Annotated in this window: 27 protein-coding genes; 16 read left to right on the plus strand and 11 right to left on the minus strand. The window is 43.3% G+C overall.

All coding sequences use genetic code 11. The features are described from left to right. Positions 1 to 158: 158 nt before the first annotated feature. From rpsI to zapE, 3 genes are all read right to left on the minus strand, one after another. Positions 159 to 551: a 30S ribosomal protein S9 gene (gene rpsI, locus L1D50_RS04045; protein WP_161568695.1), complete on the minus strand. Its 393-nt coding sequence runs from the start codon at positions 549 to 551 to the stop codon at positions 159 to 161. Positions 552 to 559: 8 nt separating this feature from the next. Further along, positions 560 to 988: a 50S ribosomal protein L13 gene (rplM, locus tag L1D50_RS04050; RefSeq protein ID WP_010376694.1), complete on the minus strand. Its 429-nt coding sequence runs from the start codon at positions 986 to 988 to the stop codon at positions 560 to 562. Positions 989 to 1340: 352 nt separating this feature from the next. Next, positions 1341 to 2429: a cell division protein ZapE gene (gene zapE, locus L1D50_RS04055; RefSeq protein WP_239965587.1), complete on the minus strand. Its 1089-nt coding sequence runs from the start codon at positions 2427 to 2429 to the stop codon at positions 1341 to 1343. A 123-nt stretch (positions 2430 to 2552) separates the two neighbouring features. Between zapE and L1D50_RS04060 the strand changes: the two genes are divergently transcribed. The 3 genes from L1D50_RS04060 (at position 2553) to L1D50_RS04070 (ending at position 5657) form a co-directional block, all read left to right on the plus strand. Next, positions 2553 to 3008, plus strand: a complete 456-nt coding sequence (locus L1D50_RS04060; protein ID WP_239965588.1) for a YhcB family protein — start codon at positions 2553 to 2555, stop codon at positions 3006 to 3008. Between the two features lie 115 nt (positions 3009 to 3123). Further along, a complete protein-coding gene (locus L1D50_RS04065; protein WP_128727590.1) occupies positions 3124 to 4476 on the plus strand; it encodes a DegQ family serine endoprotease in 1353 nt (450 codons plus the stop codon). A 101-nt stretch (positions 4477 to 4577) separates the two neighbouring features. Beyond that, entirely contained in the window at positions 4578 to 5657 is a 1080-nt protein-coding gene (locus L1D50_RS04070) for a trypsin-like peptidase domain-containing protein (protein ID WP_128727589.1), read from the plus strand. Positions 5658 to 5728: 71 nt separating this feature from the next. Here the strand turns inward: L1D50_RS04070 and murA are convergent, their stop codons facing one another. Genes murA through L1D50_RS04105 form a run of 7 tightly spaced genes read right to left on the minus strand, consistent with a single transcriptional unit; the run spans position 5729 to position 10386 of the window. Next, positions 5729 to 6988, minus strand: a complete 1260-nt coding sequence (murA, locus tag L1D50_RS04075; RefSeq protein ID WP_128727588.1) for a UDP-N-acetylglucosamine 1-carboxyvinyltransferase — start codon at positions 6986 to 6988, stop codon at positions 5729 to 5731. A 12-nt stretch (positions 6989 to 7000) separates the two neighbouring features. Next, a complete protein-coding gene (locus L1D50_RS04080) occupies positions 7001 to 7258 on the minus strand; it encodes a BolA family protein (RefSeq protein WP_128727587.1) in 258 nt (85 codons plus the stop codon). A gap of 5 nt (positions 7259 to 7263) precedes the next feature. Next, on the minus strand, positions 7264 to 7569 hold the full coding sequence (locus tag L1D50_RS04085; protein ID WP_010376680.1) for an STAS domain-containing protein: 306 nt from the start codon (positions 7567 to 7569) through the stop codon (positions 7264 to 7266). Next, positions 7556 to 8242 (minus strand): ABC transporter substrate-binding protein, encoded by a 687-nt coding sequence (locus L1D50_RS04090; RefSeq protein WP_128727586.1) that lies wholly within the window; start codon positions 8240 to 8242, stop codon positions 7556 to 7558. The genes L1D50_RS04085 and L1D50_RS04090 overlap by 14 nt, the downstream gene beginning before the upstream one ends. A gap of 2 nt (positions 8243 to 8244) precedes the next feature. Continuing rightward, positions 8245 to 8790 (minus strand): outer membrane lipid asymmetry maintenance protein MlaD, encoded by a 546-nt coding sequence (gene mlaD / locus L1D50_RS04095; RefSeq protein ID WP_128727585.1) that lies wholly within the window; start codon positions 8788 to 8790, stop codon positions 8245 to 8247. Positions 8791 to 8803: 13 nt separating this feature from the next. Further along, positions 8804 to 9583 carry a lipid asymmetry maintenance ABC transporter permease subunit MlaE gene (gene mlaE, locus L1D50_RS04100; RefSeq protein WP_010376675.1) on the minus strand — a complete coding sequence of 260 codons (780 nt, stop codon included), beginning with the start codon at positions 9581 to 9583 and terminating at the stop codon, positions 8804 to 8806. 2 nt (positions 9584 to 9585) lie between these two features. Next, entirely contained in the window at positions 9586 to 10386 is an 801-nt protein-coding gene (locus L1D50_RS04105) for an ATP-binding cassette domain-containing protein (protein ID WP_193554575.1), read from the minus strand. Between the two features lie 174 nt (positions 10387 to 10560). On the opposite strand from L1D50_RS04105, the gene L1D50_RS04110 reads away from it, so the two are divergent. The 12 genes from L1D50_RS04110 (at position 10561) to mgtE (ending at position 20021) form a co-directional block, all read left to right on the plus strand. Beyond that, entirely contained in the window at positions 10561 to 11520 is a 960-nt protein-coding gene (locus tag L1D50_RS04110; protein ID WP_128727584.1) for a calcium/sodium antiporter, read from the plus strand. Positions 11521 to 11529: 9 nt separating this feature from the next. Next, positions 11530 to 12501, plus strand: a complete 972-nt coding sequence (locus tag L1D50_RS04115; protein WP_128727583.1) for a KpsF/GutQ family sugar-phosphate isomerase — start codon at positions 11530 to 11532, stop codon at positions 12499 to 12501. Further along, positions 12501 to 13052 (plus strand): 3-deoxy-manno-octulosonate-8-phosphatase KdsC, encoded by a 552-nt coding sequence (gene kdsC / locus L1D50_RS04120; protein WP_138521429.1) that lies wholly within the window; start codon positions 12501 to 12503, stop codon positions 13050 to 13052. Before L1D50_RS04115 ends, kdsC begins: the two co-directional genes overlap by 1 nt. Beyond that, a complete protein-coding gene (lptC, locus tag L1D50_RS04125; RefSeq protein ID WP_138521430.1) occupies positions 13049 to 13603 on the plus strand; it encodes an LPS export ABC transporter periplasmic protein LptC in 555 nt (184 codons plus the stop codon). Before kdsC ends, lptC begins: the two co-directional genes overlap by 4 nt. After that, the gene (lptA, locus tag L1D50_RS04130) at positions 13593 to 14135 is read left to right on the plus strand and encodes a lipopolysaccharide transport periplasmic protein LptA (RefSeq protein WP_138521431.1); all 543 of its coding nucleotides are present in this window, start codon (positions 13593 to 13595) and stop codon (positions 14133 to 14135) included. The genes lptC and lptA overlap by 11 nt, the downstream gene beginning before the upstream one ends. Continuing rightward, complete coding sequence (gene lptB / locus L1D50_RS04135; protein ID WP_128727579.1) at positions 14135 to 14860, plus strand: LPS export ABC transporter ATP-binding protein; 726 nt, start codon at positions 14135 to 14137, stop codon at positions 14858 to 14860. Before lptA ends, lptB begins: the two co-directional genes overlap by 1 nt. Positions 14861 to 14906: 46 nt before the next feature. Next, the gene (locus tag L1D50_RS04140) at positions 14907 to 16406 is read left to right on the plus strand and encodes an RNA polymerase factor sigma-54 (protein ID WP_128727578.1); all 1500 of its coding nucleotides are present in this window, start codon (positions 14907 to 14909) and stop codon (positions 16404 to 16406) included. Between the two features lie 29 nt (positions 16407 to 16435). Then, entirely contained in the window at positions 16436 to 16723 is a 288-nt protein-coding gene (gene hpf, locus L1D50_RS04145; protein ID WP_128727577.1) for a ribosome hibernation promoting factor, read from the plus strand. Between the two features lies 1 nt (position 16724). Next, the gene (ptsN, locus tag L1D50_RS04150; protein ID WP_128727576.1) at positions 16725 to 17183 is read left to right on the plus strand and encodes a PTS IIA-like nitrogen regulatory protein PtsN; all 459 of its coding nucleotides are present in this window, start codon (positions 16725 to 16727) and stop codon (positions 17181 to 17183) included. Further along, positions 17176 to 18042, plus strand: a complete 867-nt coding sequence (rapZ, locus tag L1D50_RS04155; RefSeq protein ID WP_010605937.1) for an RNase adapter RapZ — start codon at positions 17176 to 17178, stop codon at positions 18040 to 18042. Before ptsN ends, rapZ begins: the two co-directional genes overlap by 8 nt. After that, positions 18043 to 18312 carry an HPr family phosphocarrier protein gene (locus L1D50_RS04160; RefSeq protein ID WP_010376658.1) on the plus strand — a complete coding sequence of 90 codons (270 nt, stop codon included), beginning with the start codon at positions 18043 to 18045 and terminating at the stop codon, positions 18310 to 18312. A 350-nt stretch (positions 18313 to 18662) separates the two neighbouring features. Further along, positions 18663 to 20021 (plus strand): magnesium transporter, encoded by a 1359-nt coding sequence (gene mgtE, locus L1D50_RS04165; RefSeq protein ID WP_128727575.1) that lies wholly within the window; start codon positions 18663 to 18665, stop codon positions 20019 to 20021. Positions 20022 to 20082: 61 nt separating this feature from the next. Here the strand turns inward: mgtE and pmbA are convergent, their stop codons facing one another. Then, positions 20083 to 21432, minus strand: a complete 1350-nt coding sequence (gene pmbA, locus L1D50_RS04170; RefSeq protein ID WP_239965589.1) for a metalloprotease PmbA — start codon at positions 21430 to 21432, stop codon at positions 20083 to 20085. 136 nt (positions 21433 to 21568) lie between these two features. Here pmbA and yjgA point away from each other — a divergent pair, with 136 nt between their 5' ends. Beyond that, positions 21569 to 22087 carry a ribosome biogenesis factor YjgA gene (gene yjgA, locus L1D50_RS04175; RefSeq protein WP_010376654.1) on the plus strand — a complete coding sequence of 173 codons (519 nt, stop codon included), beginning with the start codon at positions 21569 to 21571 and terminating at the stop codon, positions 22085 to 22087. Positions 22088 to 22099 lie beyond the last annotated feature (12 nt).

The following is a 22099-nucleotide window of genomic DNA, read 5'->3' on the forward strand; positions in this document are numbered from 1 at the left end:
TTATTATATTTATTGAACTTTTTTAACTCGATGCGATATTTTTGAGCGAAATTGAAGGAAATCTCAAGAACAAGCTTACTCCAATTGCTGAGTTCCACAGTATTAAAAACAAAAAACCCAGCATAAGCTGGGTTTTTGAATTCTTGAAACGTAATAAATTAACGCTTAGAGAACTGTGTCTTCTTACGTGCTTTCTTAAGACCAACTTTCTTACGCTCAACTTTACGAGCATCACGAGTAACAAAGCCAGCTTTACGTAGAGTTGGACGTAGTGACTCGTCAAACTCCATTAGTGCACGTGTGATACCGTGACGGATAGCACCCGCTTGACCAGTTGTACCACCACCTGCAACAGTGATGTATAAGTCAAACTTTTCTGTCATTTCAACTAACTCTAGAGGCTGACGAACAACCATGCGAGAAGTTTCACGACCGAAGAACTCTTCTAAAGAGCGCTTATTGATTACGATGTTGCCAGTGCCTGGGCGTAGGAATACGCGAGCACTTGAACTTTTACGACGACCTGTACCGTAGTATTGATTTGCCATGATAGTGCTCCTTAAATGTCTAGAACCTGAGGCTGCTGTGCAGCGTGGTTGTGCTCGTTACCAGCGTAAACTTTAAGTTTACGGAACATTTCACGACCTAGAGGACCGCGAGGTAACATGCCTTTAACCGCTTTCTCGATGATCATTTCAGGCTTTTTAGCTTGAAGTTTCTCAAAGTTGATAGACTTAAGGCCACCTGGGTAACCAGAGTGAGCATAGTACATTTTGTCCTGAGTTTTATTACCAGTTACAGTAACTTTCTCAGCGTTGATTACGATGATGTAATCACCAGTGTCAACGTGTGGAGTGTACTCAGCTTTATGCTTACCGCGAAGGCGACGAGCGATTTCAGTAGCGATGCGACCTAAAGTTTTACCTTCAGCGTCAACTACGTACCAGTCACGTTTTACAGTTTCTGGTTTAGCAACAAACGTTTTCATTATAAAAATCCAAAGTTTTCAATTTTAAAACCACAGGCAGTCCTTGGACTACCGCTCTACTTGTATTTGCTTTAACCCCTTCGAGTTTAAGACTTTTATGCCGCTCAAGTCAGTGGCTAAGCCGACGAGGGCAATAGAACGCAACGTGGCAGGCCGCGGATTATAGCAAGCCTTCTGGGTGAAAACCAGCGCTTGGTGCTTTTTTCTACAAGAAAATCTGAAGAATTTCGAAAAAAATCGAAAAGGCAAAAAATCCAACGAAACGATGACGTATGCGTGAAACGGACTTATTCAAATACGATGTTTACCACCCCATGTCGAACAAGTCCTCTTAACAGAAAAGTAATTGCCGTTAGGCTAAGTGCTCTTTTGCTAAATATTCATGGGATTGCATTTCTTGCAAACGGCTTATGCAGCGTTTGAACTCAAAATTCAGTGTGCCATCGGTATAAAGTTCAGTAATAGGCGCCGCCGCCGAGATGATAAGCGTCACATTTCGCTCGTAAAATTCATCCACAAGCGCAATAAAACGTCTTGCAGCATCATCGTTTTGCTGGCCCATTTGCTTCACATTAGACAAGATAACAGTGTTATATAACCGGCTGATTTCCATGTAATCCACTTGCGAACGAGCGGTTTCACATAGCGCAGGAAAGTCAAACATAACGATACAGTCAGACACCATTCGAGTTTGGATCATCCGACCTTCAATCTCGATTGCTTTGCCAGCAGTACCCGGCTCTGGAGACAATTTGTTAAAGTAATCGAATAAGTTTTCATCAGCTTGCTTATCAAGCGGACTGTGAAAAATTTCCGCTTGTTCCAAAGTACGTAAACGATAGTCAATACCCGAGTCTACATTAACAACCTCAGTATTGGCCTTTACCAACTCAATGGCAGGTAAAAATCGAGCTCGCTGCAGCCCATTTCGGTACAGTTCATCGGGGATTATATTAGAAGTCGCTACCAATACGATTCCACGTTCAAACAGCGCCTGCATTAATCCACCAAGTAGCATGGCATCGGTGATGTCTTGGACAAAAAATTCATCAAAACAAATAAGATCAGTTTCTGATTTAAAAGTGTCGGCAATGCTTTCCAGCGGATTTTTTACGTCTTTGAGCTTTTTCAATTCTGCGTGAACACGATGCATAAAGCGGTGAAAATGCACCCGCATTTTGCGCTCCGTCGGCAACGCATCGTAGAAAGTATCAACTAGATAAGTTTTTCCACGCCCTACTCCACCCCAAAAGTATAAACCCTTCACTTTTGGTTGCTCAACTTTGCCAAACAAGCGTGAGAAGAAACTTTGTTTGGCTGGTGGCTGATTGACAAGGTCGTCATACAGTCGCTGTAAATGCTTTACGGCATTTTCTTGCGCACTGTCATATTGAAAATCATCACGTTGTAGGTCTTGCTGATATTTTTCCCAAGGCGTCATCGACTTAAATATTTTTTTACGATTTGTTTGTAGGTTATATTAACACGACTGTATTCACAGCGTATATTTAACTCTAACAGAGTTTTAATTTTATTTGCCGTTGAGGCACACAGGGAGAAACATATGACTACCGTTACTTGGCTTGGATTACTGATCATTGTTGCCATTGCTGCATTCTTTTTAGGTGGCTTTGTAACGAAAAAGCAGTTCAAACACCATGAGTTAGAAGTGCAAGCACAACAAGCTAAACACGACCTTGAGCAATATCGTCAAGATGTATCAGATCACCTATCTAGCACCAAAAAGCTGGTAAATAAAATGCAAGATAGCTATCAGCAATTGCTTACCCATGTGGAAGAAACGAATCAGCTACTTACACAGGATCGCCCATCTCATCCTGCGGATCCTTTTTTCTCGAAAGAGACCACAGAACAGCTACAAGCTTCTCTACAAGCACGTCCAGAGAGAAGACGTAAGCAAGATCCAAGCTTTGAGGCGCCACCAAGTGATTATGCAGAAGGTGAAACAGGGTTATTTTCTGGTCAAAAAAAAGAAAGTGAGCAAATTAAAGCCTCTTGATGAAACTTTTTGTCGACCCCATAGTCTTTAAAAGAAGTTATTGATTACTAATAAGAGGCTAGTTATCAGCCTCTTATGACCTATATTAACGCTAATAGCGGAGTACTTCACGACTATGAAATTTAAACTATCTTTGTTATCGGCCGCTTTACTCTCTTCTAGCTTATTGCTGTTACCGCAGCAAAGCATGGCCAAACTTCCTGTTGCCGTGGACGGCCAGCAGCTGCCAACGCTAGCACCCATGCTGGAAAAAGTAGCCCCCGGCGTTGTCAGTATCCAAGTAAAAGGCGCTAAAGAAGTGCGTCGTCGCGTCGACCCTTTCGATTTTTTCTTTGGACAACCGCAACCACGTAGCCAAAAGCGCCCTTTTAGTGGCCTCGGCTCAGGTGTCATTATCAATGCAGATAAAGGCTATGTGGTTACGAACAATCACGTTATTGATGATGCAGACGAAATGCTGGTCACTCTGAAGGATGGCAGAGAGTTTGAGGCTAAATTAATCGGTAGCGACGCCGAATCTGATATCGCATTACTACAAATCGATGGCGAAGACCTAACAGAAATCAAACTCGCTAATTCAGACAAGTTGAGAGTGGGTGATTTTTCCGTTGCTATTGGTAACCCATTTGGTTTAAGTCATACAGTCACTTCAGGGATAATCAGTGCACTAGGTCGTAGCGGCCTGAATATCGAAGGCTATGAAGACTTTATCCAAACAGATGCGGCAATCAACCAAGGCAACTCAGGTGGTGCTTTGGTTAACTTAAACGGCGAACTCATTGGTATCAACACTGCTATTTTAGGTGCATCTGGTGGAAATGTAGGGATCGGCTTTGCTATTCCGTCAAACATGATGAAAAATCTGGTGGACCAAATTGTCGAGTATGGCGAAGTTCGCCGTGGCTCATTAGGTATTTTAGGCCGTACCCTAGATGCTGGTCTAGCTAAAGCGCAAGGTTTCGAAGTTAAACGTGGTGCTTATGTCATGCGTGTAGTTGAAGACTCAGCAGCGGACAAAGCCGGCCTGAAAGCCAATGATGTTATTGTCAGCCTAAACGGAGACGAAATTGAGAGCTTTAATGAACTTCACGGTAAAGTGGCGACAATGGGTGAAGGTCGTGAAGTGCGACTTGGCGTCTACCGTGATGGCAAGACCAAATTTATCGACGTGGAGCTTGGTGGCAAGCAAGAAGAACAGGCTAACGCTGAGGACGTACATCCAAACCTACGAGGTGCGGTACTAGAGAGCGGCGAGCGCAACGGCAATGAAGGTGTCGTTATCACATCTATAGAACCTCGTTCACCAGCAGCACGTGTTGGACTTGAAGAGGGCGATGTGATCATGCAAGTGAATCGAAAACGCGTTACTAGCGTCAAAGATATGTCTAAGCTTATCGACGGTATCAAAGGCAATATTGTGCTTGGGATTAAACGTGACCGTGAAACGGTTTTCTACCTCATTCAGTAACGAAATCGAGAAATATTAAAATGAAACACAGCGAAACTTGTCGCTGTGTTTTTTTTTGTGTCATTATTAGCAGTATCAGATAACGATAAATATAAGCTCTTGTGTTCAAATTAATTAAATTCATTTTTCCACCGCTGCTTGCCGGGCTTGGGATCGCTTTTATCATCATTTGGTTTAATCCTGAATTAAGGGAAAACCTGCCAAAGCTTGAGGCCCCACATATTCAGGCCCACCATATGAGTTTTGCTGATGCAGTAGAAAAAACCGCTCCAGCTGTCGTGACGATTTTTTCCGAGGGTTTTAGCAATCAACCAAGATATCAGCGCCAAAGTACGGTTAGAGAGCTTGGCTCTGGTGTTATTATGAGCCGAGACGGTTACATACTGACAAACTATCATGTGGTGAACAATGCTGATCAAATCATTGTGCTTCTTCCTGATGGCCGCCAGTATAGCGATACGCAACTAATTGGCTTTGACACCATTACGGATTTAGCTTTATTAAAAATTCCAGCAGAGAATTTGCCAGTCATTCCTATCGATCATGATTACTCGCCCCGTGTTGGAGATGTGGTGCTCGCAATTGGTAATCCGTTGAACATTGGACAAACCATTACGCAAGGTATTATCAGTGCTACAGGTAAACAAACACTTACGGAAAGCCAGTTCAATAATTTACTGCAAATGGATGCGGCAATTAATGTTGGTAATTCCGGTGGTGCCGTTGTCAATTCTAATGGTGCACTCGTTGGTATTACCTCTGCACAATTTCGCACGCGCTTGAACATTGATATTCAAGGTATCTCGTTTGCAATCCCTTATGACCTTGCATTGGATGTCATGCATAAACTCATTATGGATGGCCGAGTGATCCGAGGTTATCTCGGCTTCAGAGGCACGCCAGTTGACAATACAGGTAAAAGCGTAACGGATCTCTACACACCAATTGTCGGCCTTGCGGTGAGCGAATTAGACCCACTAGGCCCTGCATGGCAAGCAGGTATGAAAGAACACGATATTGTCGTTAAAGTAGGTGGAGAGCCTGTGACTAATCCACAGAGGACATTAAAAACGATAGGTAATACCGCGCCTGGTACAAAACTCGAGTTTGAAGTACTCAGAGGGGGGCAGCGCCTCACCATTACGGTGGAAGTCGCTGAACTCGAAACAGGGTTATATTAGGCAAAAAGGTTAAGCAAAAAGCGTCCAGATGGACGCTTTTTCGTTTTTTATACTAACTTACTTAATTAAGCTTAGGTTTTACGGCGTTTTATATTTGCACCTAAACGACTTAGCTTATCTTCTATCTTCTGATAACCCCTATCAACGTGATAGATGCGGTCGACAACGGTTTCGCCCGTTGCAACAATTCCCGTTAATATAAGACTCGCTGATGCGCGTAAATCGGTTGCCATCACCTGAGCACCTGATAGCGATTCAGTCTCACCACAGATTGCAGTGTTGCCTTCTAAACGAATATTTGCGCCCATGCGCTGTAGCTCCGGCACATGCATAAAGCGATTTTCAAAGATAGTTTCTGTGATTGTCGCACTCCCTTCAGCCACCACATTTAATGCAGTAAACTGAGCCTGCATATCTGTTGGAAAACCTGGATGTGGCATGGTTTTGATATTAACGGCTTTCAAAGTGCGTTGACGCATATCTACATAAATATTGTCTTCACTTACCTCAACAATAGCATTAGCAGCTCGTAGCTTTTCAAGTACAGGCTCAAGGCTATGATAATCCGTGTTTTTACAGAGTACTTCGCCTTTTGCCATTGCCGCAGCAACTAAAAAGGTCCCCGTTTCAATACGATCTGGAAGGATTTTATGCTCGCAACCGTTGAGACGTTCAACGCCTTCGATCTCGATTCGGCTGGAGCCTGCACCGCTGATCTTGGCACCCATAGCAACTAAGCATTCCGCTAAGTTAATAATCTCAGGCTCTCTTGCAGCATTGTCTATCACAGTTTTACCATCGGCGAGGGTTGCAGCCATCAGTAAGTTTTCAGTAGCACCAACGCTGACGGTTTCCATAAAGATCTCGGCGCCCCGCAGACGACCCTCAGTTACCGCATGGATGTAACCATTCTCAACTTTGATCTTAGCACCCATTTTCTCAAGCCCAGAAATATGCAGATCGACAGGACGAGCACCGATAGCACAACCTCCTGGCAGTGAAACCTGAGCTTGACCAAACCTTGCAACTAATGGGCCTAGCGCCAAGACCGACGCACGCATTTGCTTAACGAGCTCATAAGGTGCAAGCACGCTATTTACCGTGGCACCATTGATTTCTAAGATATCACCATCCCACTCAACTGCAGCACCTAATGTTTTTAATAAAGCTTCAGTGGTACCAATATCGCGTAAGTGCGGTACATTAGAAAAACGGCTTTTACCATCACCAAGCAGAGCGGCGAATAAAATAGGTAGGGCTGCGTTTTTAGCCCCGGAAATAGTGACTTCACCGGCTAAAGTGGTGCCACCTTGGATAACAAACTGATCCATTGCGGCACTCCGTTATTGTGGAAGAATAAATTTGCGCTCTTTTTGCCATTCATCAGGTGTGAATGCACGGATGCTAACAGCATGCATAGTGCCGTCTTTAATAGTATCCATCAGTGGGCCATAGATAAGCTGTTCTCTTTTCAGCCTTCTTAATCCGTCAAAACACGTTCCAACAGCAATGACTTCGTAGTGACTACCATTAGCTTTGACGATGATCTCGTCAAGTGATAGCGCATCTTTTAATAAAGTTTCGACTTGATTTGTTTCCATTAGACTCACTCAAATAGGGTTGTCACCTGTCCCAACTCCATTAAATTTTGCAGTTGTTCAGGCGTATTTTTCAGCTCGAGACGAATGTCGCGCTGTTTCAATTGACCTAAAGAGTGAATTAACCAAGCTAAGCCCGCAGTGTCAACCCTTGTCACCTCAGAAAGGTTAAAATAGACGGTTGATTGTGCATTTTTCAACACTTGAACGATGGTTGACTGTTTCAGTGCGCTTGGCAAACTCGCTCTTGTAAGTTCACCAGTTAACACGATTTCACCTTTACTTTCGGTGAATGAAATATTAGGCGTCACCATCATCCCCTCTAAATTGCACTGGTAGCTTGCTCTTTTTATCCAACAGTTGGATCACATGTTCAATACCTTGCTGGCGCAAAATACCGTGTAGCTCCGATTGTTTGGCATCGAGTAAACTAATGCCTTCCGCCATCATGTCAAAAGCACGCCAATCGCCGTCTTGACCACGTCTAACCTTAAAGTCAATTTTGATATCAGGCTTTCCAGGCTCTACAATTTTGGTCTTAACAACCACGACGCCCTCGCTCTCAAATGGGCGATGCTCACCAAATTCTACTTTCTGATCTTTATATTGAGTAAACACGCCAGCATAAGTCGCTACCAAGTAATTTTTGAATACTTCAATAAACTCTTTAATATGCTCAACAGCTGCTGCTTTCTCTTGTTTATCCTCAATATTGCGGACGGTCTGAATATAAGATCCTAGTACACGATACGCGGCATATTTGTAATCAATGTAAGGCAAGAGCTCTTCTTCAACGATCACACGTAGGTGTTCTTTGTCTTTTGCAATGATGCTTTGATCTTTGGTAACACGCTGAAAAGTTTGCGCCGCAACTTGCTCTACCATTTTGTATGGATCGCTTGAGTCCACTTCTTTCGCCTGAACCAATGCAGTAGCCATCAAGGCTACAAACAAAGTCAGACATTTTACATAGATATTTTTTAACATATTTACTCGCTCCCTTGATTAAATAGGAACTGACCGATTAGCTCTTCTAATACAAGTGCGGATTTTGTATCTGTGATCATGTCACCGTCTTTTAATGCCTTTGTTTCCACACCAAAGAGAGACTCTAGATCAACGCTATCTTCACTCGTTACTTCCTGACCAAGACATTTTTGCTTCGCTGATTCGGCGGCAATAACGGGAGAAATACCTAAATATTGCTCACCTAAAATGCCCGACGTCAAAATCGAAACCGACGATGTATCAGAAAACTGACACTCGTAGTTTTTATCTAAACTCATTGAAACTACCGGCACGAACTCTTGTGGATGGATGTGAATTCCATCAACACGACCAATCACAACCCCACCCACCTTAATTGGAGCACGGGTTTTCAACGAGCCTATATTTTCGAATTTAGCCTGTAAGGTGTAGGTCTCACCATTGCCGCTTAAGCCTGAGTTAGCCACCTTTAGCGCCAACATTACAAATGCAGCAACGCCCAACGCCACGAACAAGCCAACTAAAATTTCTATTTTCCGTGTATTCATTTTTAAAAACCTTTTAACTTGAGAACATAACCGCTGTTAATACAAAGTCAAAGCCAAGTACAGCCAGTGAAGAATGTACTACCGTCTCTGTCGTCGCTTTACTTATTCCTTCTGAAGTAGGAATACAGTCATAGCCTTTGTATAGCGCGATCCAAGTTACTAATAGTGCAAATACGAAACTCTTAATAAGACCATTTAAGATGTCTTGTTGAAACGACACTTGCGATTGCATAATTGACCAGAAGCTACCTGAATCTACGCCTAACCAATCAACACCCACCAAGTGTGCGCCTAAAATAGCGATCGCAGAGAATATCAGTGCGAGTAATGGCATACTAATAAAACCGGCCCAAAAGCGAGGGGCTACCACGCGCTTAAGCGGGTCTATCGCCATCATTTCTAAACTAGATAATTGCTCAGTTGCCTTCATCAAACCGATTTCTGCAGTTAACGCACTGCCTGCGCGCCCTGCAAATAAGAGTGCGGTTACCACAGGGCCTAGCTCTCTGAGTAAACTCAAAGCAACCAAAGGCCCTAGGCTATCTTCTGCGCCGTATCCAACCAACACGGTATAGCCTTGTAATGCCAATACCATGCCGATAAATAAACCCGACACCATGATAATCAACAATGACTGATGACCAACCATGTAAAGTTGCTTTATCAACAGTGGCGTGCCTTTTCGGAAATTAGGTAAGCTACATAGCGCACCAAAAAGCATCGTTGTGGCACGGCCAAGCGCAGCAAAACGGCTAAGAGTTTTGTGGCCTAGTTTTTGTAAAAAGTCGACCATATTCACTCTCCTTGCAACAGCGCTTGCTGATAATCAGGCGCTTTAAAGTGGAATGGTACAGGCCCATCCGCAAGGCCCTGTAAGAACTGCTGCACTAATGGCGATTCGTGTTCAAGCATCTGCTCAGGGGTTCCTGTACCAATCACACCTTGCTCAGCAATAATGACGACGTGATCGGCAATACTCAGCACTTCGGTGACATCATGGGTGACTATCAGCGACGATAACCCCAACACTTCATTCAGAGACTTAATCAACCGAACTAGAACACCCATGGAAATCGGATCCTGACCTGCAAACGGTTCATCATACATAATTAATTCAGGATCAAGCGCGATAGCACGCGCTAGAGCAGCACGTCTTGCCATACCACCAGAAAGCTCCGCTGGCATTAAATCTTTTGCACCACGAAGACCAACGGCTTGGAGCTTCATCAACACCACTAAACGAATTAACTCTTCAGATAGTTCAGTATGCTCGCGTAGGGGAAAAGCCACATTGTCGAACACACTCATATCGGTAAACAAAGCACCGCTTTGAAATAACATGCTCATGCGCGTTCGAGCTTGATACAAAGCTGTTCGTGACATATTAGGGATACTGTTTCCAGCAAAAAGAATATCACCGCTATCAGGCTTAAGCTGACCACCAATTAAACGAAGCATGGTGGTTTTACCAATACCGCTCGGCCCCATTATTGCGGTAATTTTGCCCTTTGGTACAGAAAAGCTCATGTTTTTGTAGATGATCCTTTCACCCCGAGAGAAGGTTACATCCTTGATTTCTACAATTGACTGCGACAAGTCGCTCTCCAGATCCAGACTATATTCATCCAAGTATGATACTTTTTTTTCAAACAAGATGGAAAATCGTTTTGGTAAAATTTTGTAAGTCGTGAAATGTAACGGTTTGCTTATACTTTCCAGAGCGCTTTTGGTAGTATCTAACGAAATTTTAATCCTATTGGCTAGAGGTTCATGGTTTTATCGTTTGTTATTCTCATTCTTGGCTTCATTGCATTGGTTTGGAGTGCTGACCGCTTTGTTTTTGGTGCGGCTGCTCTTGCACGAAACTTTGGTGTACCGACATTAATTGTTGGTTTAACTATTGTGGCCATGGGTTCTTCAGCGCCAGAAATGATGGTTGCTGCGCAAGCCGCTCTTGCAGATAAAACAGACACCGCCGTAGGTAATGCCATAGGTTCTAACATTGCCAATATTTTGCTCGTTTTGGGCCTTACTGCGTTATTAAGACCGCTATCAGTCGGTTCTGGTATTTTACGCCGCGAAATGCCGCTGTTAGTTATCGTTTCACTAGTTGCGTGGTATATCGTAAGTGATAACCACTTTAGCTTCGTTGAAGGTGTTTTATTATTAGTGGGTTTTATCGCTTTTCTGATCACATTAATCATCATCACAAAACGTGGTGATGGAGATAGCGATGACCCATTTGTAAGTGAGGCCTGCGAGGAAGTACCAGATAATATCCCAACTCAAAAGGCCTTATTTTGGTTAGTTGTAGGAATGATCCTACTGCCAGTTAGCGCGGATTACTTGGTTGGTGCAGCCGTTGATATAGCCAAATATTTTGGTATGAGTGACTTGCTTATAGGGCTAACCATTATTGCCGTTGGCACTAGCCTACCAGAGCTTGCCGCCTGTATTGCTGGCGTGTTGAAAAATGAAGACGACTTAGCCCTTGGTAATATTATTGGTTCGAATATTTTTAACATCTTGGCGGTGCTATCGATTGCCGGGATCATGAATCCATCCGTCCTCGACGCCAATATTGCTTCACGTGATATCTTTATTATGCTCGGCGCGACACTGCTGCTTATCCTAATGAGCCTCAGCTTGACAGGTAAGCGTCGCATTAACCGTTTAGAAGGCGGCATACTTGTCGCAAGCTTCGCCGGTTACATTTACTACATCATTTAAGGAAGTCTAGTGACAAAGAGCCCATTTATCGATTCTGCAAATCAAGTTTTTGCTACCGAACTTGCAGCAATAGAAGAAGTGCAGCAGTTCGTTGATCAACAATTTGCAAAAGCCTGTGAAATTATGTTTGGCTGCCAAGGCCGGATCATCGTAATTGGCATGGGTAAATCTGGCCACATTGGTAATAAAATTGCAGCAACGCTCGCAAGTACCGGCAGTCCTGCGTTTTTTGTTCATCCAGGCGAAGCGAGTCACGGCGACTTGGGTATGATCACCAAAGATGATGTAGTATTGATGATCTCCAACTCGGGGGAAACCCAAGAGGTAATCTCAATCCTACCTGTGATTAAGCGCTTAGGTGCGCCAGTAATCTCCATGACAGGTAACCCTAACTCTACAATGGCTCTAAACGCGACAGTCCATCTTTGTGTCAAAGTATCAAAAGAGGCGTGCCCATTAGGGCTTGCACCTACAGCTAGCACCACAGCTACGCTAGTGATGGGTGATGCACTCGCAGTTGCGCTACTTGAAGCCAGAGGCTTCACGGCTGATGATTTTGCGCTCTCCCATCCTGGCGGTAGTTTAGGAAGACGACTACTACTAACCGTTGCTGACGTCATGCATCAAGGAGATGCAATCCCAATGGTCGACAGCCATTGCACAGTTAAAGAGGCCTTGTTTGAGATCTCTGCCAAAAGTTTAGGTATGACCGCAATCGTAGATGAAAACATACAATTACAAGGTATTTTTACCGATGGCGACTTACGCCGTATTATTGAACAAAAGATCGATATTCACACCACCCCTATCACGCAAGTAATGACGGCAAAAAGTACAACAGCACGCGCCGATATGCTCGCGGCTGAGGTACTCAATATCATGGAAACCAAGCGAATTAATGGCTTAATTGTGGTAAATGAAAACAACGTTCCGGTTGGTGCCTTAAATACGCAGGATTTACTTAGAGCGGGGGTACTGTAATGCAGTTTGAAGATTTATATCAGGCAATTTCAACTACAGCTTGGGAAAAAGCAAAGCAAATTAAATTATTGATTTGTGATATTGATGGCGTGTTTTCAGATGGCCGTATATACCTTGGCAATAATGGCGAAGAACTGAAAGCTTTTAATACCAAAGACGGGTTTGGTATTAAGGCTTTGATTGATTGTGGAATTGAGGTTGCAGTGATCACAGGAAGACATTCACAAATTGTTCAGCAACGCATGACTAGTTTAAATGTAACTTATATTTACCAAGGTCAAGAAAACAAGGTAGTGGCATATGATGAACTGAAAGCTAAGCTTAACCTTAGCGATGATGAAATCGCGTATATTGGTGATGATGGTCCAGACCTACCCGTAATGGAACGAGTCGGTTTCGCCGTTGCCGTCAATGATGCACACCCTCTTGTTAAGCACATCGCTCATTACACGACCTTAATGCCTGGTGGTTTTGGTGCTGTGAGAGAGCTTACTGATCTCATTATGCTTAGCCAGAAGCACTTATTAACTTCCAAAGGATCAAGTACATGACCGTATTGCGTGTCATTTTACTCATTGTTTTCGCTTCTTTAATGATATGGATGTGGTCACCCATGTTCAATCCATCAGAGACGGATCCAACAAAGGAAGATGAACCGTTAGCTAAGCCAGATTACGTTGCAACCACGCTTCAACAAACGACCTATAGTGAAAATGGCTTATTAAACTATCAAGTAACTGCTGATAAGATGGAGTTGTATCAAGATCTTGGCTTTAGTCACTTTGAAAAACCTATTTTCACTTTGTATAACGGTGAGCAAAATTGGCAAATAAGTTCATCGGAAGCAACATTATACGAAAACAATACTTTAATCTTGGAAGGCAATGTATTGGCAAAGAATTTAACACCTAACGCCATGATCACTGATATTAATGCCGACAATGTAAGAGTTGAAATTAAGCAAAAATTGATGAAGTCGGAACACCCTGTTGTTATCACGGGTCCTAGTCTTAGGATCACGGGTAAAGGGCTACATGCGGATCTGCAAAAGCAAGTGATCGAACTCATCAACCACACAAAGACAATTTATTATGACCAGTAAAATCATTAACAACCTAGTTTGCATCGGCTTGCTTGCAAGTTCTACTCTGGCTATTGCCGCAGAACAAAATGAAGTCATTATTGATGCTGGCCGTCAGCAAGCTCAGCTGCAAAGCAATATCGGTATTTTTGAACAGAATGTTGTAATTATTCATGGCAACAGAAAAATAAATGCTGACCGCCTAGAGGTTCACCGCCGCGCAGAGCTTGGTACAAATAAACAGCTGCTTGTTGCAACTGGCAGCCCTGCCACTTTTAGCGAACGTCAACCTGATGGCAACTTGCTAGAAGCCAAAGCAAATGAAATCCGTTACGATGTAGCTAAAGGAACCCTAGTGATTTCTGGCGATGCGGAAATCAATCAAACTGGGCAAAAAATCAATGCGCAAGTCATCACCTACGACATTGAAAAGCAATTGATCAGCGCTGAGCGCTCAGATCAAGAAGACTCCCGTGTAAGAACCATACTTGTTCCTGTAGATGATAAAAAAGACGCAAAAGATAAAAAAGCGCAGGAAGAAGGTAACAATTAATGAGCGAGCTCAAAGCAACGGGTTTAGCAAAGAGTTATAAAGGTCGTGAAGTCGTCAAGAATGTTGGCTTAAGTGTCCAAGCTGGCAGTATTGTAGGTTTGTTAGGCCCAAATGGCGCAGGTAAAACCACTACTTTTTACATGATAGTAGGATTAGTACCAAGCGATAAAGGTTTTATTCAGATTGATGGCGAAGACATCACTTTACTACCGATGCATAGCCGCGCGCGACTTGGCATTGGCTATCTTCCGCAAGAGTCTTCAATCTTTAGAAAGCTCACGGTCTATCAAAATTTAATGGCGATTTTAGAAACTCGAAAAGACTTAACTAAAGTTGAAAGAGAGGCTGAGCTAAATGAGTTATTAGATGAATTTAATATTCAACATATTCGCGATTCACAGGGTATGGCATTATCGGGAGGCGAAAGAAGACGGGTAGAAATTGCTCGCGCTTTAGCCGCTAATCCCAAGTTTATCCTGTTAGATGAACCTTTTGCTGGTGTTGATCCAATTTCGGTGTTAGATATAAAGACAATCATAGAGCACCTAAAAAACCGCGGTATCGGTGTATTAATCACCGATCACAACGTAAGAGAAACACTAGACGTATGTGAAAAGGCCTACATCGTTTCACATGGTGAGTTAATCGCTGCAGGCACGCCAGAACATGTTTTGGCAGATCAAACCGTAAGAGATGTCTACCTAGGCGAACAATTCAAGCTATAGTTAAGACGTAGTATTAATAACTGTTAAAAAGGATTGTTAGAGATACATGAGGCAATCATTACAGCTGCGCATGGGGCAGCAACTTACAATGACTCCACAACTGCAACAAGCTATTCGCTTGCTGCAGCTTAGTACATTGGATCTGCAACAGGAAATACAAGAAGCATTAGACAGCAATCCATTATTGGAAGTGGAAGAAGGTGATAATACTGACGGCGAAAATGCTGACCAACACGGCCAAGAAAAGAGCAGCACTGAAGATAATCAAAATTCAGGCGATGAAGCATCGGTTAGTGACTATGAGATAGACTCAGATACCGCCATGAGCAAAGACACGGTGAGCGATGATCTCGCCATGGATGTCACTTGGGACGAGTATATGAGCGCAGCTCCAGCCGCCAGCTCAGGTCCACTCCCTGATGACGATAATGTTTATCAAGGGGAAACCTCTGAATCTCTCCATGATTATCTCATGTGGCAACTTGAGTTGACCCCATTTAGTCCAACAGATAGAGCTATTGCGATTGCGATTATTGAAGCGGTCGACCTGTCAGGCATTTTAACACTCTCTTGCGAAGACATTTTAGAGAGCATTAATGACGAAGATAGCGAAGAGCCTATTGAGCTAGATGAAGTCGAAGCCGTACTCAAACGTATTCAGCTTTTTGACCCTGTTGGTATCGCTGCGCGTAGTTTACAAGAATGCTTATGTATTCAGCTAAACCAATTCGCCCCAGATACGCCATGGATTGCCGAAACGAAAATGATCCTGACAGAGCATATTGATTTGCTTGCCAGCCGTGACTATCGAACTTTGGCTAAGAAAACGCGCCTTAAAGAAGCCGATCTCAAAGAGGTGATGACGCTAATTCATAGTCTTAACCCAAAGCCTGCGGCAAGCATTATTCATGAAGAACCTGAGTATGTGATCCCTGATGTATCGGTGAAAAAAGTAAAAGGTCGTTGGGTCGTAGAGCTAAACCCTGATGCTATGCCTAAAATAAGAGTAAACGATCACTACGCTGCGATGTCTAGAACGGCGAAATCCAGTACGGATAGTCAGTTTATTCGCTCTCATTTACAAGAAGCAAAATGGTTTATTAAAAGCTTAGAAAGCCGAAATGATACTTTATTAAAAGTTACCAATTGCATTGTGCAACAACAACAGGCATTCTTTGAACATGGCCCCGAAGCAATGCGCCCTATGGTGCTAAATGATGTTGCTGAAATGGTTGAGATGCATGAGTCCACAATTTCCCGTGTGACAACACAAAAATATATGCATACACCTCGGGGAATATTTGAGCTGAAGTATTTCTTCTCTAGCCATGTAAGTACAGAAAATGGAGGTGAGTGCTCTTCCACAGCAATTAGGGCACTTATCAAAAAGCTGATAGCTGCAGAAAATACCGCGAAGCCATTGAGTGACAGCAAAATTGCAGATATCTTAGCTGAGCAAGGAATTAAGGTAGCGAGACGCACGATTGCAAAATATCGTGAATCCCTGGCCATTCCACCGTCAAATCAGCGTAAAAGTTTGATATAAGACGTAAAACCCAAGAAGGAAAAATGCTTATGCAACTAAATCTAACTGGTCGCCATGTAGAAATTACTGACTCATTAAGAGACTATGTCACCAACAAGTTTGCGAAGCTAGAAAGGCACTTTGATCATATCAATAACGTGCATGTGATCCTAGATGTCGAGAAGCTAGTACAAAAAGCAGAAGCAACATTACACGTAAACGGCGGCGAACTATTTGCATCAACAGAGCATCAAGATATGTATGCCGCAATTGATGGCCTTATCAACAAGCTAGATCGTCAAGTTATTAAACACAAAGAGAAGCTCACTCGACACTAAGATGAAATTAAGTGAATTAGTGAACAAGGACTGCAGTAAAGCTGCGGTCCTTTTTAATAGCAAAAAACGTATTTTAGAATACATCAGCGAACTGGCTCATAGTCAAATTCCAAATACCAGTCAGCATGCTATCTTGGACGCTTTAATGGCGCGAGAGAAATTAGGTAGCACTGGGATTGGTAAAGGCATTGCTATTCCTCATGGACGACTTGAAGGGTTAGATAAAATCCTTGCAATGGTACTTGTCAGTGAGCAAGGGATCCAGTTTGAAGCCATAGATAAGCAGCCGGTCGATATTTTTGTCGCATTCATCGTACCTGAAGGTGATAATCAACAGCACCTGAAGACCTTAGCGGCGATTGCTGATACACTCCAAGACAAGTCTTTTTGCAAAATGCTTAGGCAAGCAAAAAGTGATGATGAGTTATATGCAGTGATCCAAGGTGAATTTGATGAGTGATGAAGAAAAAGGACTCGAGCTTATCATTATCAGTGGCCGATCTGGCTCTGGTAAATCTGTAGCGCTTCGAGTATTGGAAGATTTGGGCTACTATTGTGTAGATAATATTCCAGTCAACTTACTGCCCTCTTTAGTCCGTAGTGTTTCCGACAATTATAATAAAATTGCAGTGAGCATTGATGTTAGAAACTTGCCTAAAGAACAAGACGAGTTTAATGACATTCTTGAGTACTTACCAGGCTTCGCCAAACCTACCCTGTTTTATTTAGACAGTGACGATCAAACCCTGATAAAACGTTTCTCAGAAACACGCCGTTTGCACCCGCTTTCACTGCATAACCTCCCATTAGATGTTGCAATTAAGAAAGAACGAGAATTATTAGATGTATTGATCACTCGCGCCGACTTCCTCATTGATACTACAGGCCTGAGCGTTCATCAACTTGCTGAAGATATTCGCGAAAAAATCTTAGGTAAAAAAGACAAACAACTCATTATTACCTTTGAATCTTTCGGCTTTAAACACGGTATTCCAAAACAAGCGGATTACGTTTTTGATGCGCGCTTTTTACCCAATCCACATTGGGAACCTGAGCTTAAGCCGCTCACGGGCCTAGATCAGCCAGTCAAAGACTATTTGTCGAGTCACAGCATAGTGCAAAAGTTTACTTGGCAAATTCAAACCTTTGTACAAACTTGGTTACCACACTTAGAACGTAACAATCGCAGCTATCTAACAATCGCAATAGGATGCACTGGAGGGCAGCACCGTTCGGTATACCTCGCACAAACCATAGGCGAGCGTTTTGCTAAAACCCACCCTAACGTCAAAATTCGTCATCGTGAGCAAGAGGGTTAAATGTTAGAAGATACGTTTTTAATCCAGAACAAGCTAGGTCTGCATGCCCGAGCTGCGACGGTTCTTGCTCAATTAGCTACCCAATTTGATGCCGAAGTGACCTTATATCAAGGAGACAAAAGCGCAGCTGCTGATAGCGTTCTAGCACTGCTGTTACTTGAAAGTAGCCAAGGCAAAGAGGTACGAGTTGTCTGCGAAGGCCCTGATGCTCAATATGCATTAGATGCCATTGGTGGACTGATAGAAAATAAGTTTAATGAATCCGAATAACCGCCGGTAAAACAATAAGGCCTGATTCATTTACTCCCTGCTAATCTCCCCCTCCTCCGTAACCAAAGTGGTCTAATAAGTCTCTCATAATTAAGCGTAAACCTTGGTAGTTCCCAGTAAACTGAGTTACACTGTAATACCAATTTAGGTTTCTTTCGTGCGGTAAAGTTAGTTACCGAGGTAAACTTAAATTATCGTTGCGTACACCTTTAAGGTGTATTAACGATAACAACCCACCAGCAGAAACAACACGAATAGCATTCAAATTAAGAAATTGATTTCTGCAATAAAGTATACGAATAGGGTTAACTTAATCACGATAGTCACCACTATTATCAAAAAGGATGCCTATGCCTGAAGTATTTGAACAAGACTACACACTGGAACAACTCCAAAAGGTAACCAAAGCCTTAAACAGTGGTCAGTTTGTTCAAGTTAGGCGCATGCTCGCAGAGACGGCACCTTGTGATACAGCACTACTGTTAGAGTCATCTCCGCATAAAGTTCGTTCTATGTTATGGCAGCTCGTCGACCCAGATATCCAAGGGGATGTCTTGGAGGAACTGTCAGAGGACGTAAGACTTGGGATCATCGCCCAAATGGAGCCGGAGCTAATTGCTGCCGCTACAGAAGACATGGACGACGATGATCTTGGTGATGTCCTAAGGAGCCTGCCTGATACCGTCTACCAAGATGTTATTGGCGCGATGGATAGCCAAGACAGAGAACGTGCGACACAAGCATTGTCCTACAAGGAACACTCGGCAGGTGCCCTGATGAGCACCGACACGGTCACCATTCGCCCCGATGTTACCTTAGAAGTTGTATTTAGATATCTACGTCTTAAAGGTGAGTTGCCAAATGGTACAGATGAGTTATATGTAGTTGATAAAGACAACTGCTTTTTAGGCACCTTATCAGTCAATACTTTATTAACTAAATCTCCTGACAGTATGGTTCGAGACTGGATGGATGAAGATAAAGAAACGATCCCTATCTCTATGGACGAATCTGAAGTGGCGCAGCTTTTTGAGCGCCACAACTGGATCTCTGCTCCTGTCGTTGACGATAACGCTCATTTGCTTGGTCGTGTCACCATTGATGACGTTGTTGACGTTATCCGTGAAGATGCCGAGCACAGCTTATTAAGTATGGCAGGTCTTGAAGATGAAGAAGATACTTTTGCGCCAGTTCTAAAAAGTAGCCAGCGCCGCTCTATTTGGCTTGGGATTAACCTGCTAACCGCCTTGATGGCTGCGTTTGTTGCGAGCTTCTTCGAAGGTACTCTGGATATTTTACCTATTCTCGCAGTGTTAAATGGCATAGTGCCAAGTATGGGTGGCGTTGCCGGTAGCCAAACACTAACTCTAGTTATTCGTGGTATTGCCCTTGGTCATATTAACCAAACTAACCAAAAGTTTTTAATGGGTAAAGAGCTGGCGATCGGTGCACTAAACGGTGTGCTTTGGTCTGTATTGATCGCTGGGGTTATTGCTATATGGCAATGGGATTTTACACTCGGTGCCGTTATTGCCTTTGCGATGTTTATGAACTTAGTCGCAGCTGGTATCGCGGGTGCCAGTATTCCTATTATGCTAAAGAAAATGAATATCGACCCAGCACTAGCTGGCAGTGTAGTGCTAACAACCGTTACCGATATCGTCGGGATCTTCGCATTCCTTGGCACAGCGACTTGGTTATTAGTGTAACAGTGTCGAAATGGCGGGAAATGCTGGTCAAAGCCAGCATTTCTTGAGCTGAGGAAGAGAGTTATTCGCCCGCTATTTGCATATTATTGAGTAGTATAGATCCGGTTTGTACTGCGCCTCGACACTCAATATCACCGCCAACGCCTTCAATCCCCATAAACATATCTTTTAAATTGCCAGCAATCGTAATTTCACTCACAGGATATTGCAGCTCACCATTCTCGACCCAAAAACCAGCAGCGCCTCTTGAGTAATCACCGGTTACTGTATTAACACCTTGCCCCATTAGTTCAGTGACTAACAAACCAGTACCCATCGACGCAAGTAGACTGGTTAAATCACCGTGTGTTGGTTTTACTAACCAGTTATGGATCCCACCCGCGTGACCTGTCGATTGCATATTCATTCTACGTGCAGCATAGCTTGCCAATAAGTAAGTATTCAGTACGCCATCTGTGATAATTTCACGGTCTATGGTTTTTACACCTTCACTATCAAAAGGACTAGAAGCAAGCCCTCTTAGTAGATGTGGCTTCTCTTCAATGTTTACGCAGCGATTAAAAATTTGTGTGTCTAAAGAGTCTAACAAGAAGCTAGACTTACGATATAGCGCGCCGCCACCAATACCTGACACTAAGTGCCCAAATAAGCTGTTCGCGATATCCGCTCGAAAAATAACAGGCACTTTACGCGTTGATACCTTACGACTACCTAATTTGGCCAGCGTAGACTGCGCGGCTTCCAAACCAACTTCTTCAGGAGATTTTAGATCCGTGTGCACGCGGGACAACGCATAGGCAGAGTCCCGTTGCATTTGCTCACCTTCTTTACCAATCACCATAGTACTCAAGCTGTGCCTGGTACGTGGAAACCCTGCAATTAAGCCATGGCTATTGCCGTATACACGGATCCCTTGATGGCTCGATAAGCTCGCGCCATCAGAATTCACAATTCGAGGATCGAATTCTAACGCGGCTTTTTCAGCAGCAACACATTGCTCAATGGCTTCATCGGGAGAAACTTGCCAAGGGTGGAAAAGATCTAAATCTGTTGGTGACATCTCTAGCAAGGCTTTATCAGCCACACCATTACAGGGGTCATCCGAGGTAAACCGAGCAATATCTACAGCCTTTTCAACCACTGAGCGTAAGGCGTCAGGACTCAGATCTGCGGTTGATGCTGAGCCTTTATGATTACCCACATACACGCTGATACCAAGACCTCCATCTTGATTAAACTCAATGGTTTCAACCTCTCCCATTCGTGTACTTACAGACAGACCTGAGGTGCTAGACATCGCCGCTTCTGCCGAGGTTGCACCTAGTTTTTTAGCATGCGCTAACACATCGGCAACTGCATTTTTCACATCATCAATTTGATTATATATAGGGTGTTGTTGAGATTGAGTCATAGATACCTTATCCGCTCGCTCGTCTAACTAAAACATATTAGTTAATATGCTATCACAGCTACTAACTATTGTAGTGATCAATTGTGGTATACTCTAATGTTAGAGACCTTAATATTTACTAGTATAGACAAGACCAATGGCTAAACACGAGCAAACGACCGAAGAAGAGATTATTTACGTTTCAAAAAGCGAGCTTAAGCGCGAGGCGCTAGAGTTGCACGAACTAGGCTGCGAAATTGCAGGGCTTGCCAAGAAGCAGCGTGAGAAGTTACCTCTAACGGACGAGCTTAAAGAGGCCATGACTGTTGCGGATAGGATCCGTGCTAAAACAGATGCTTACCGTCGTCATATGAACTACATTGCCAAGACATTACGTAGTACTCCAAATGTCGAAGAGATCCAGGCTGCGATGGATTTGATGCTAAATAAGAACAATAAAGCAGACGTGTTGCTGAACAAGATTGAGCTTATTCGCGATGAAGTGATTGCCAAAGGAGATAGCAAGATTAATGAGCTATTAGATAAGTATCCTGAACTTGAGCGTCAAAAAATGCGCCAGATGGCGCGCCAAGCAAGTAAAGAAGTAAAAGCTGAGAAGCCAGGCAAAGCCTACAAAGAGCTGTTTCAGTATTTAAAAGAAGCAATTATGCCGTAACGCAGTGTTGTG

The organism is Pseudoalteromonas sp. Isolate6 (genome assembly GCF_022398435.1).
In the GTDB taxonomy this organism is placed as follows: domain Bacteria; phylum Pseudomonadota; class Gammaproteobacteria; order Enterobacterales; family Alteromonadaceae; genus Pseudoalteromonas; species Pseudoalteromonas galatheae.

What these genes read in the sequence shown, in the direction of transcription:
- murA (WP_128727588.1), bottom strand. Translation starts at nt 6,988, where the DNA reads ATGGATCAGTTTGTTATCCAAGGTGGCACCACTTTAGCCGGTGAAGTC.
- rplM (WP_010376694.1), bottom strand. Translation starts at nt 988, where the DNA reads ATGAAAACGTTTGTTGCTAAACCAGAAACTGTAAAACGTGACTGGTAC.
- pmbA (WP_239965589.1), bottom strand. Translation starts at nt 21,432, where the DNA reads ATGACTCAATCTCAACAACACCCTATATATAATCAAATTGATGATGTG.
- ptsN (WP_128727576.1), top strand. Translation starts at nt 16,725, where the DNA reads ATGAAATTAAGTGAATTAGTGAACAAGGACTGCAGTAAAGCTGCGGTC.
- L1D50_RS04060 (WP_239965588.1), top strand. Translation starts at nt 2,553, where the DNA reads ATGACTACCGTTACTTGGCTTGGATTACTGATCATTGTTGCCATTGCT.
- kdsC (WP_138521429.1), top strand. Translation starts at nt 12,501, where the DNA reads ATGCAGTTTGAAGATTTATATCAGGCAATTTCAACTACAGCTTGGGAA.
- mlaE (WP_010376675.1), bottom strand. Translation starts at nt 9,583, where the DNA reads ATGGTCGACTTTTTACAAAAACTAGGCCACAAAACTCTTAGCCGTTTT.
- L1D50_RS04090 (WP_128727586.1), bottom strand. Translation starts at nt 8,242, where the DNA reads ATGTTAAAAAATATCTATGTAAAATGTCTGACTTTGTTTGTAGCCTTG.
- rapZ (WP_010605937.1), top strand. Translation starts at nt 17,176, where the DNA reads ATGAGTGATGAAGAAAAAGGACTCGAGCTTATCATTATCAGTGGCCGA.
- mlaD (WP_128727585.1), bottom strand. Translation starts at nt 8,790, where the DNA reads ATGAATACACGGAAAATAGAAATTTTAGTTGGCTTGTTCGTGGCGTTG.
- yjgA (WP_010376654.1), top strand. Translation starts at nt 21,569, where the DNA reads ATGGCTAAACACGAGCAAACGACCGAAGAAGAGATTATTTACGTTTCA.
- lptC (WP_138521430.1), top strand. Translation starts at nt 13,049, where the DNA reads ATGACCGTATTGCGTGTCATTTTACTCATTGTTTTCGCTTCTTTAATG.
- lptB (WP_128727579.1), top strand. Translation starts at nt 14,135, where the DNA reads ATGAGCGAGCTCAAAGCAACGGGTTTAGCAAAGAGTTATAAAGGTCGT.
- mgtE (WP_128727575.1), top strand. Translation starts at nt 18,663, where the DNA reads ATGCCTGAAGTATTTGAACAAGACTACACACTGGAACAACTCCAAAAG.
- L1D50_RS04110 (WP_128727584.1), top strand. Translation starts at nt 10,561, where the DNA reads ATGGTTTTATCGTTTGTTATTCTCATTCTTGGCTTCATTGCATTGGTT.
- L1D50_RS04160 (WP_010376658.1), top strand. Translation starts at nt 18,043, where the DNA reads ATGTTAGAAGATACGTTTTTAATCCAGAACAAGCTAGGTCTGCATGCC.
- L1D50_RS04080 (WP_128727587.1), bottom strand. Translation starts at nt 7,258, where the DNA reads ATGGAAACAAATCAAGTCGAAACTTTATTAAAAGATGCGCTATCACTT.
- hpf (WP_128727577.1), top strand. Translation starts at nt 16,436, where the DNA reads ATGCAACTAAATCTAACTGGTCGCCATGTAGAAATTACTGACTCATTA.
- zapE (WP_239965587.1), bottom strand. Translation starts at nt 2,429, where the DNA reads ATGACGCCTTGGGAAAAATATCAGCAAGACCTACAACGTGATGATTTT.
- lptA (WP_138521431.1), top strand. Translation starts at nt 13,593, where the DNA reads ATGACCAGTAAAATCATTAACAACCTAGTTTGCATCGGCTTGCTTGCA.
- L1D50_RS04140 (WP_128727578.1), top strand. Translation starts at nt 14,907, where the DNA reads ATGAGGCAATCATTACAGCTGCGCATGGGGCAGCAACTTACAATGACT.
- L1D50_RS04065 (WP_128727590.1), top strand. Translation starts at nt 3,124, where the DNA reads ATGAAATTTAAACTATCTTTGTTATCGGCCGCTTTACTCTCTTCTAGC.
- L1D50_RS04085 (WP_010376680.1), bottom strand. Translation starts at nt 7,569, where the DNA reads ATGGTGACGCCTAATATTTCATTCACCGAAAGTAAAGGTGAAATCGTG.